The following is an 11,081-nucleotide window of genomic DNA, read 5'->3' as shown; positions in this document are numbered from 1 at the left end:
CCGCACAGTTGAGTAGGTATCAAACAAGTCATTAAGACGCCGTTTGAGAGCGCCCACCCACTGCGCTTATCAATAACTTGTCGAACTTTATTTTGATTATGGCTAGCATTTTCTCTACTTTCCTATTTTCAGGAAAATAAAAGAATGAACACTTTTAAAGATTATTTTGATAGATGACGATTTTTTCTCTTGGATCTTGTTGATTTCCGGGTAATAAAATCGTCTTTTTTAATTGAAAGTCAGTTTTCTCTTCAATAAATTGAATACAGCTATCAAGTGGATAATAATATATCAGGGTTATTTTTCTTGGAAAGGCCACTACTGATTGCATAATACCATAAATAACCGGGCGCATAATGACCAATTGAAAAGGATTGAAAAAGTAAAAGACTGTATCACGACTTGAGATTTGATATTCTTCCACCGGTTGATTCAAAATCGTGATGGGATATTGTTGACCCATTTTTTCATTTAAGGCCAAAATATTGCGCTGAGCAATATCAAAAGCAGCTGGTATGAATTCAACCCCCACAACTGGAATTTCCAATTTATAAGCCGAATAAATCAATACACGACCGGTGCCACTACCCATATCCACTAATTGATCGGTTGCGCTAAACTTAAACTCACGAAATAGATGATCAAGTACATAATAATCGGTTGATTCTGTTCGATGATAATGCCAAAAGTGATCGCCAAATTCTTGTTCAATTAAGTGATGAGTCTGAATCCCTAGGCGGGCATCTATTTGATGATTATCCATATTATGACTCATGATTCTCCAAATATTGGCGGTTTAAACTTACGGTATTCCCTTTAATATACCCTTCCGAATAGGCGGCATCTGCTTTCGTGTAGCGTGGCGCTTTATACGATAATTTTTGGCCTCCTACTTGGTTGCGAAAGGCTTTTTTTACTTCATCTGGCACTTGAATCACGAGTGCATAGGCATCATTTTCAGTTTGCATTTCTTCACGTTGAGCCGCAAATTTTTCTTCTAAACCATCGATAAACCCTTTGTAATAAGCTTTACGTAACTCGACTAGAGCGACATTTTTATTTTTCTTTTGAATCGCTTTTAAATGATTACTCGCATGATAACGCATGCTATCAGCTGCTAAATGAAATATTTCATAAGCTAAATCAGTATCTTCTGGAAACCCCATAAAGACAATTTTACGTACGGTTGAAGCTTGATGAGGTAGACGATTACTTTGAACGTATAACATCACTCTAAAATTATCAGCAATGACCATCGCTAATGACTTTTCCCACCAATATAAACGCTTATAAACCGATAATGAACGTAGGACGATTTCTTTTTTGTCTGACTTACTTAATTCATTTTGCGAAATTTTATGTTTTAGCATTAATTTCTGCGCCATAATCAAAGCCGTCTGACTTTCCTCGTCATTGCCGCCATCTTCGGCTAATTCGAGTAGATTGCGGATTTTTTCTAAAATCTTATCATTAGCAATCATAACGATACCTCCTTACTCTAGGGGCGTTAATGTTCTTAATATGTCTTCGAAATGCTCTGGCAACGGAACTTCAAAACTCATTGATTGATCGCTAATAGGATGTTTAAAATGAATTTCTTTGGCATGTAATAATTGTCCATCGGTTAATCGTGTCAACGCCCCTCGCATTTGACCGACACCGATGCGGTAAACAGGGTCCCCTACTAATGGGTGCCCAATATATTCCATATGAACTCTAATTTGATGAGTACGTCCTGTTGCTAACTGTAATTCAACGAGTGTTGAATCGGTATAACGTTGTAAAACTTTAAAATGGGTTAAAGCGTACTTGCCATCTGGTTGAACAGACCATCTTAATCGATTACTCGGATCACGTCTCAAGGGCACTTCAATCGTACCTTCGGGTTCTTTAATGGTGCCATGAACCAATGCATAATAGGTTCTTCCCATTGAATGATCCGCTAATTGCTCACTTAGTAAATGATGCGCTGCATTGTTTTTAGCGACTACTATTAAACCAGAAGTATCTTTATCAATGCGATGCACTAATCCAGGACGTGTAGTATCATCTGGATAGGCTAAATTATGCCCCAAATAATATAGTAAAGCATTAACAAGCGTGCCTGAATGATGCCCTTTTGAAGGATGAACCACCATGCCTGCTGCTTTATTGATGACGACTAAGTCTTCATCTTCATAAACAATATCTAAGGGAATGTCTTCTGCTTTTAACTTTTCTTCCTCTGGTTCTTCAACTTCAGGGATGACAATGGTAATGGTCTCGTGACCTTCTAATTTAAGATTAGCTTTCGCAACTTCCCCATTGACTTGGACTAAATCTTGTTTAATTAGTTTTTGGATCGTTGAGCGACTTTCGCTCGGTAATAAGGTCGTCAAGACTTTATCTAAACGTCCTGTTTCCCCTTGTAAATTAAATGTTTGTGACATCATGCGCTCCTTCTTTTTCTAATTCAAATAAAATAACAATCATTAAAATGATGACACCAAATGTCAATGCCATATCTGCGACATTGAATACAGGGAAATCAATAAATAATAAACGGAACATGTCGACGACATAGCCATTTAACAAGCGATCGATAAAATTACCTAAGGCACCACCAATCAACAAACCGTATGCTATTTGACTAAGTCGTTGTTGTGGTGTAGTCTTATAAAGTAAATATACTAAATATATTAGGATTAAGATGGTGGCAACATAGAATAAATTCATTTTTCCAGAAAGTATTCCCCAACCGGCACCTGTGTTACGTAAGTAATAAAAATCAAATACTTTGGGTACCCCTGGTAATGAACTATGTAAATCAATTTGGTTGATTGTCCAATATTTAACTAATTGGTCAATAATAACAATAAAAAATGCAATGCAAAGTCCAATTATCATGGTGTCCTCCTTGTGAAAATGCTTTTATATTTGGTATAATAATAAGCATACAACGTTTATTATACTTAATTTTAGGTGAAAAGTCATGTATTTAAGACTTTTTATTAAGGAGACTTTATGAAGAAGATAAAACCTTTTCTACTAACGGTCGTTTTAACGCTATTTGTAGCTGGCTGTGACAATTCTCTTGAAAGAGCGAGTAACACAATTGGATTAATGCAAGACCAAGTGACGAAAATCGTCAATGAACTTTATGAAGTTCAAAATTTAGAAAACACCCTTCAATCAGATTTTGAAGAAGATTTAGCCAATGCCAACAATAATTTAGAGTATTTTAATCAAGATGACATCTTGGTGATGCAAAATATTTCTGAACGTAAGACGCATTTAAACAATATGAATGATGCGATGAAAGAATTAAACAGTTTGGTACCGGAATTGGAAAGTACGAAAAAGAATCAGAACTTGCCGAGTGGTGACTTTGATAAATTAGCAACGATGATTACCAATCTGCAAACAGATTTATCGACTTACACGGGTAATTATCTTCCTAATCTTGATCTAGAAGCCCAAACGTTTCAATCAATCGGTAATCCTAATGTGGATTATAATTCTTTCTTTAAAGTATTTGATAATATTAATACCTTGTCACAAGACAATCTCTATTATTTAGATGCCTTATTGAAACACTTTGAGCCGTTGAATGGATTATTAGTCGACACTAAAGTAAAGATTGTGACTTTACAGGAAGCGAAATAGAGGTGTTAACATGAATACAAAACGATTATTAAGCATTACAGCGATCATCCTTTTAGCAAGTGGTTGTAATCAAGCACAAAATCAAACATCAACCCCGACCTATACAGAGTTACCGACAGTTGAAAGTAAATTAGACGCCCAGACCATTAGTGACTTTAGTAGTCGCCGCAAACAAAATCAGGGAAATCGTTATGAAGGTCTCGTTATTAATAAAAGCAATATTTTAACAAGACCCGATGACCTGCCCTCTTCCCTTTTCTATGATAGTGGCATTAATATTAGCTATCCTAAAGAAGGCGTTAAAGGTATTTATTTGCCCATTGATTGTGTGGTCAATACTGAGTATTTCCAAGAAAGCATCGATAAATTAAATTCGACAGCATTAAACAGTGCGGTGTTAGACTTTAAAGATGACTCTGGTCAAATTCTACCAATCTTAGAATCAGATAATCCCATGGTTAATGAAAACGTCGTAGGATTAGCTGATTATAAAGAAGTACTCAAAACCTTTGAACAAAACAATATTTATCCGATTGCTCGGATTGTTACCTTTAAAGACAACTTTTTAGCCTCATCACATCCTGAACTATCATTCCAAACAGAAGATGGTGAAATTTGGACGCCGGACGGTGAAGACTACTTTACTAATCCTTTCTTACAAGAAACATGGGATTATAATGTGGCCGTTGCGATTGAAGCAGCTAAAATGGGCTTTAAAGAGGTTCAATTTGACTACGTTCGTTTTTCTGATGCCTTTATGTATGAAGAAGAATACTTAACCTATCCTAAAGGACGCTTTGAAACCTATATTTCCGAAGATCCTAACGATAAAGGTGAAGAACGAATTGCGGCCATTACGGAGTTTTTAGCGTATGCAAAAGAAAAATTAGCACCCTATGGTGTTGATGTCAGCGCCGATGTCTTTGGTTATACAGCCATTGCTAATAATTCCGAAGATGTTCGTGGTATCGGGCAAAACTTTGCAGGAATTGCCGACCAAGTCGATGTTATTTCCTCAATGGTTTACCCTTCACACTGGAATGTCGGTTTCTTTGGCTTAGAAAACCCTGACCTCCAACCATATGACTTGATTAATGAGTATATGTTATCCGAAAAACAATTATTAGAGCATGTGAATAACCCTGTTACGACTCGACCATGGTTACAAAACTTCTCTGACCACTCTTTCTATGGTGATGCAGAAGTACAAGCGCAAATTAATGCTTTAGCTGATAATGGTGTTTATGAGTACTTATTATGGAATGCTTCCGGTGACTATATCGAAAATGTCGATTATGCACCTGAAATTACTGCGCCACAACAAACAGAAAGCACTGACACCACGAGTCAACCACAATAATGATGAATAGTTAAAAGAAGCTCTAGAAGATTTCGTTATTCTTCTAAAGCTTCTTTTTATTTTGTATAGAATGATTGCATGGTAATAGCTAAAATATGGGTAAAAGATTGTCTGTTTTGCGTCTTAAGTTATCTTAATGGAAAGACGATCGCTAAAAAATTAATTTTTGAAACTTCTTAAGGTATTAAGAGTATTCCAAAGTACAATGCTAGCGAATATCAGCGCTAATAACCTCTTTAATAAATCAACTTCGCTTGCAAAGATAGCGAATATTAGAAGCGAAATAATACCTATCGCATAAAAAGCTAAAACGATTATACGACTAAGCGTTCTAACCCAAGGTGTTGTATGTTAATCGGCTGGTTTTCTAACCAACAGACCTAAGATCAAAAATACCGTGATATAAATTAAACGATTAAAAAAAGAATCAGCGTTTATATGATTTCCTCCTTGAGCATCTGCTTTTAATTGAGAGATTAGACAATGGTTTGGCCTAGATATAAATCAAATGGCTGAGTGACATTCAACTGCGAATTAGAGATTATTTTGATAACTTATTCACCATACCCGTTAGCTCAAACGAAAAAAACAATCAAACAAGGTGTTTTTATTCGTTATTGTTGGATTAGACGATGTGCGAAATAATCGAATTGTCTACTCTTGTCTACGCCCTAATAATCTCGCTTCTGAGACAATAGACAATTCAGATTTGGTTCGATTTGATCATGAACAGCATATTGTAAGAAAAATAATTTTGATAAATATGGCCTTTATACATTCATTATATCGCTTCCCCCTTAGTGAGATGATAATACAAAATTAGTCACAGTAAGTTTTTCGAAAGATAATCATATTGTCTTAGATTTTGAGTCCAAATATTCCTATTATACTTATCGAGCTTTAGGTGTTGATAGTTATAATAATGCAGTTAATGCGATTCCTATTAATCGTCATACTGATGAACATAAAATCACCATTGTGAAAGAAAATGAGATGGTCGTGATTTACTTGGATGGCACGGCACTTTCAAATCGCATGTATAAAACAGAAGATAAAATAAAAATCTCGGCTTACAAAGGTGACGTGGTTTTTGAATAGTTTTTTTCACAAAGTTTCATTTTTCAAAATGAGTCTAGATATTTTCATATGAAATGGAAGTGAACAATGTAAGCATTCCAAACATAACAAAAGTACTAAAAGTGATAAATATTGACAACTTTTTGTTTTCAGAAATTTTCATGGTGTCTCAAAATGAGACACGAAAACAGCCTTTTTTGAGTGTTATTTTCATTTTCATAAAATTTTGAAATAATAATCGTAAATCTTGATAAAATCTTAATAATTAGCCAAGAAATGTCTCAAAACGAGACACGGTATTGTGAATGAAAATAATCAGAAAAAAATTCCTTTTTGAATTATAATCTTTAATTCATTTCACAAGCAACATGAATAATATTTAGATAAAATTGATATTTACACAGAATTGTTATGAATCAATAATATCAATTGAAAATGCCAGGTCCACGTTATTATAATCTTGTTCTAAAACTTTTAATAATTCATCCATTAAAATGATTTCTACCTTTTAAATAACTTGTTTGTTGAAATTATCTTGGGTGCTCTTTGATTTTTCTAGCCAAGGTTCTTATTCTTTGTAACCTAGTACTTACCAATCTAAGATTAAATCTAAGTCCTCAAAAAATCTTTTACAAGCAATAATATTTTGAAAGTGATGTGTGATCTTTACTGTTCCCTTGAAAGAACCTTTCACAAATAGTAAGTAATTAGGATAAAATATGAAGTTAATATTGTACTTGTTAATTTTATACAATGTTTTGGACATGAAATTAATTCATTTTAATCAGTATGTGAAACAAAACGGGCTGATATACATTCAAACCTTATCGAATGTATACCAGCCCATCTGCTTTTTACTTAAAAATTATAGAAAGTTTTATTCCTTATTAAAGATGTAACTATTTAGTCATACTTCACTTGATAAAAATTATTTTTTATCTAGTTTTAAAGTCATAGCATTAATTGCAACGATAACTGTTGACAAGGACATCAAAACTGCTCCGACTGCAGGGCTTAGAGTAATGCCAAATGGTGCAAGGATACCCGCTGCAATAGGTATTGCAAGAAAGTTATAGCCGGCTCCCCAAACAAGGTTTTGCTTCATTTTGCTAGTTGTATTATTAGCTAATTCAATAAATGACTCGATATCACCAGGGTCTGACTGCATTAGAACAACATCAGCTGAATCCAGTGCTACTTGTGTTCCAGCTCCAACAGCGATTCCCACATCTGCTAATGCAAGAGATGGTGCATCGTTAACTCCATCACCAACCATAATAACGGTTTGTCCTTGTCTTTTAAATTTTTCTACCAATTCATACTTATCTTGTGGAGATTGATTCGCTTTATATTCAATTCCTAGAGCTTCAGCAGCTCCTTGCGCTGCTTTTTCATTATCCCCAGTAGCCATCAGTGGGGTAATGCCTTGTTCTTTCAAGACTTGAATGAGCTCCTTGCTCGAAGGCTTCAATTCGTCTCCCAAAGCTACCGCACCGATAGCTTGTCCGTTATCAACCAATATACTAAGTGTCGCCCCTCTTGGAACATCAATATCTAAGTTTTGCCCGAATGCTTTTTGACTAATTAATTTATAGCGGTGACCATTGACCTCACCTTTCCACACCAGCACCTGAGATAACATCAATGGAATCAAACGCTACAGGTGTTACACCTTGTTGCTCGGCATGTCTAATAATGGATTGAGCAATTGGATGACTCGATCCGCCTTCGATTCCGGCCATAAGAGCTATAACTTCCTCTTTAGTATAATGGTCACTTAACAAGTCAACATTCAATACTTTAAATTCACCGGTTGTTAATGTACCGGTTTTGTCTAAAATCATAACGTCTGCGTTTGTAGCTAATTCCAATGCTTCTCGGTCTTTAACTAGCAAACCACGGCTAGCTCCTAAACTAGTGCTTCGTGCAACGACTAAAGGAATCGCTAAACCTAAAGCGTGCGGGCAGGCGATCACTAATGTTGTAACCATAAAAATGATGGCAGTTTGTACATCGGTTGTCAACATCCAATATATAAAAGCAATTACTGCAGCTATGACCGCAATGTAAAATAACCAACCAGCCACTTTGTTGGCAATATTCTCAGCTCGTGAAGGTTGATTCTGTGCTTGTCCAATTAGCGCTTGAACCTGAGAAATGAATGATTTATCTCCTGTTTCCTGTACTTCTACATATAAAACACCTTCACCATTGGTAGAGCCCCCAATAACTTCTTCACCCACATTTTTTTCAATGGGCTTAGATTCTCCTGTTAATAGAGCTTCATTAACTCGGGACTCTCCTCTCTTAATAATGCCGTCTGCTGGCACATTTTCTCCTGCCTGTACGCGAACAATATCACCTACTTTTAATTCGGAAACGGGCCGAGTATCAATTGAGCCATCGTCAAGTACCACGTGCGCATCTTTTGGTAATAATTCAGCAAGTGCTTGTTGAGCATCTCCAGCTTCCCCAATGGCTTTCATCTCAATCCAGTGTCCAAGTAACATAATCAAAATTAATGACGCAAATTCAAAGAAAAAGTCCATGACGTGTTCCCCTGTCAAATATTTAGCGACTACTGCGTAAATACTGTACAAATAGGAGACAGATATCCCTAAAGAAACCAGTGACATCATTCCGGGTGCTTTTTGCTTAAATTCTTCTAACGCACCTTGATAAAATGGTCTTCCACCAAAAATTAACAAGATAGAGGATAATATGGAAACAATAATATCTGAATATGGAAAAGTGAACTGAAATGGGAGCGTGATTCCCATCATAGGCGACAGCAACAGAATAATAATTCCCAATGGTAATGATTTTAAAAAGAGCTCTTTGAAATTTCCATGATGGTGGTGTTCATGTCCACCCCCACTATGGTCATCATGACCATAGTGAGCATGCAATCCTTCTTCTACTTGCACTTCATGATGACCATGGTGAGCATGCAATCCCTCTTCTACTGGCACTTCATGATGACCATGGTGAGCATGATTATCATATTCTTCATGCTTATGACGTGGTTCATGTTCGTTAAAATTGTGTCCCATGTGTTCTTTGTGATTATGATGATGTTGTTGGTTATTTTTCATGTTAATCCTCCATATAATATATATTTAAAGATCTTTTTGACTATCGGGAAGTTCATTAAAAACCCCGAATATTAATCTCATTGCTTGGTTATTATGTCATATTCCTAAATAATAGGTCTTAATGCCACCCCCTACCAATGTTGTTTCTTAACTTTTCTTGTAGTTTTTCCCTTTTAGCTGCTATATCGTCAAATAATATTCCGCTTAATACAGAATCAATAATTGCTTGTTTAGCTAATCAATAGTGCAGTAAAATTTTTATCTCTAATAAATATGATGACTGAAACAAAAACGTTTTTAGTTTTTCAACGACAAACTCACTGTTTTCATTTCATTTAATATCTTTTATATATTTTTAAGAACTGCTTGATTAGTTTTGGCTTCTTCAATGATATTCGATAATGTTATTCCTACTTTTATGTAGCAAATATGCTAGAATAAATTCAATGCCACTTCATTAATACTCTCTTTTTCATGTCGTAGAGAAATATATATTCTCACCTATGTCTATTTTGATTATGCGGCAATTAAAATTTTGAATATACTTGGCTTCCATTTAATTATATTATTTATAATAATCTATTTACTGTACTCATTGTTTTCCTGAAATCCAGAACCTCGCTTATTTTTCCCTTTAGAAGAATTAATTGGAACTGATTTTGAGCCATTCATTTTTATTACGTTTTAAGATATAATTCTAGTTTACAATTGTAAACTGATAGTGTCAAGTTTTTTCACTCATTGCAATTATTAAAGAACATAAAGATTTAAAAATTTGATAATTCATTTGCAACAAGGGATTTCAGTTCCTGTAGAACTTGTAAACCGTTAATATTATTTTCAATTATACTAGTGTTGCTGAAATATTTTGAGGCTTTAAAATATAAAGTCCATATAATTGTGTAAAAAGAAAGGGTCACTTATCCCTCCATAACTGGTACAATGTTTTTAAGAACGATAAACAAATTAGGAGGAATCAAAATGACCCAAGTACCTATTACACTGAATCTAGAAGAAATTTAAAACTTAATTGACGTAGAAGTGAAAGACAACATAGCGAAGAATATTCTAACCATAGTGTTTAATCCACTGATGAAGAAAGAACGGGATGAATACTTAGATAACGAAGCCTATTAACGCCATCCCAATAGAATGACTTATCGTAATGGCTATTAAGATCGTGACTACAAAACACTTTTAATTGAGGTAACATTCAATGAATTTTTAGCAATTTCAATTAAATCTTCAAGTATAACCGTTCCTAAACCTTTGTTTCATTACTGTGGATTTAGAACTATACCCAGCAAACAAACATTTTGTTCTAAGTTCACATCATAAATCATACACACTCCTATATTTTCATTATTTATTGAAACCATAAATAATAAAGTGTTGGTGGTATTGAAAAATCCTATTGTCTTTAATATTGAAATCATTTCTATTATTCCCTTTTTATTTACTTCAATACTATTTATTGTTGGTTCATTATATAAGTTGAACAGAAATTTAGCATGAATTTTTTCACTTCATCATAGGTAATTTCAAATTTATTATTTCTCAACATCAAATACCTCATGAAAATTATTTACAGCTTGGAGTTTTCTAATATTCTCATTTAAAGCCCAGTAAATCGCAACTAGAAGTATAATTATACTTGCAATTAGTATTGCTTTTGGACTTGATAAATATTCTCCTATATATCCACCAAGCAAAGCTCCGAATGGTGCCATAAAGGTAGAAATAACAACATCCTCCAAAAATAAAAAAAGCTGGGCAAAAACTTCTTAAATTCTGTTCAGGCAAATCTATTTAATTCAAAGCGCAGTGGTTGAGTGGTCTCAATCTGCGTCTTAATGAGGCTGATAATATTCTTGACCAATTCAATCAGATTAGTGATCCATAAT

At 34.6% G+C, this 11,081-nt stretch carries 7 protein-coding genes and 2 pseudogenes; 3 read left to right on the top strand and 6 right to left on the bottom strand.

Annotation, left to right across the window (positions count from 1 at the left end):
- Positions 1-154 precede the first annotated feature (154 nt).
- From GSA01S_RS07220 to lspA, 4 genes are read right to left on the bottom strand one after another with little or no spacing between them, the layout of a single operon-like run.
- On the bottom strand, positions 155-775 hold the full coding sequence (locus GSA01S_RS07220) for a class I SAM-dependent methyltransferase (RefSeq protein ID WP_157064796.1): 621 nt from the start codon (positions 773-775) through the stop codon (positions 155-157).
- A complete protein-coding gene (locus GSA01S_RS07215) occupies positions 765-1,481 on the bottom strand; it encodes a DUF2786 domain-containing protein (RefSeq protein WP_066126201.1) in 717 nt (238 codons plus the stop codon). Before GSA01S_RS07215 ends, GSA01S_RS07220 begins: the two co-directional genes overlap by 11 nt.
- A 12-nt stretch (positions 1,482-1,493) precedes the next feature.
- Entirely contained in the window at positions 1,494-2,429 is a 936-nt protein-coding gene (locus tag GSA01S_RS07210; RefSeq protein WP_101813795.1) for an RluA family pseudouridine synthase, read from the bottom strand.
- The gene (gene lspA / locus GSA01S_RS07205; protein ID WP_066126196.1) at positions 2,413-2,886 is read right to left on the bottom strand and encodes a signal peptidase II; all 474 of its coding nucleotides are present in this window, start codon (positions 2,884-2,886) and stop codon (positions 2,413-2,415) included. The genes GSA01S_RS07210 and lspA overlap by 17 nt, the downstream gene beginning before the upstream one ends.
- Positions 2,887-3,003: 117 nt before the next feature.
- On the opposite strand from lspA, the gene GSA01S_RS07200 reads away from it, so the two are divergent.
- Both GSA01S_RS07200 and GSA01S_RS07195 read left to right on the top strand, forming a co-directional pair.
- The gene (locus GSA01S_RS07200) at positions 3,004-3,645 is read left to right on the top strand and encodes a YkyA family protein (RefSeq protein ID WP_066126195.1); all 642 of its coding nucleotides are present in this window, start codon (positions 3,004-3,006) and stop codon (positions 3,643-3,645) included.
- 10 nt (positions 3,646-3,655) lie between these two features.
- Positions 3,656-5,005 (top strand): putative glycoside hydrolase, encoded by a 1,350-nt coding sequence (locus GSA01S_RS07195; RefSeq protein WP_066126194.1) that lies wholly within the window; start codon positions 3,656-3,658, stop codon positions 5,003-5,005.
- 2,005 nt (positions 5,006-7,010) lie between these two features.
- On the opposite strand, the pseudogene GSA01S_RS07190 reads toward GSA01S_RS07195, so the two are convergent.
- Positions 7,011-9,177: pseudogene (locus tag GSA01S_RS07190) on the bottom strand (copper-translocating P-type ATPase).
- 1,029 nt (positions 9,178-10,206) lie between these two features.
- Between GSA01S_RS07190 and GSA01S_RS11310 the strand changes: the two are divergent.
- Positions 10,207-10,350: pseudogene (locus tag GSA01S_RS11310) on the top strand (transposase); the annotation flags it as partial.
- Positions 10,351-10,727: 377 nt separating this feature from the next.
- Here GSA01S_RS11310 and GSA01S_RS07185 read toward each other — a convergent pair.
- On the bottom strand, positions 10,728-10,907 hold the full coding sequence (locus tag GSA01S_RS07185) for a hypothetical protein (protein ID WP_066126192.1): 180 nt from the start codon (positions 10,905-10,907) through the stop codon (positions 10,728-10,730).
- Positions 10,908-11,081 lie beyond the last annotated feature (174 nt).

It is taken from the genome of Globicatella sanguinis NBRC 15551 (assembly GCF_001552295.1).
GTDB lineage: Bacteria > Bacillota > Bacilli > Lactobacillales > Aerococcaceae > Globicatella > Globicatella sanguinis.
This window is presented reverse-complemented; position numbering and strand designations above follow the sequence as displayed.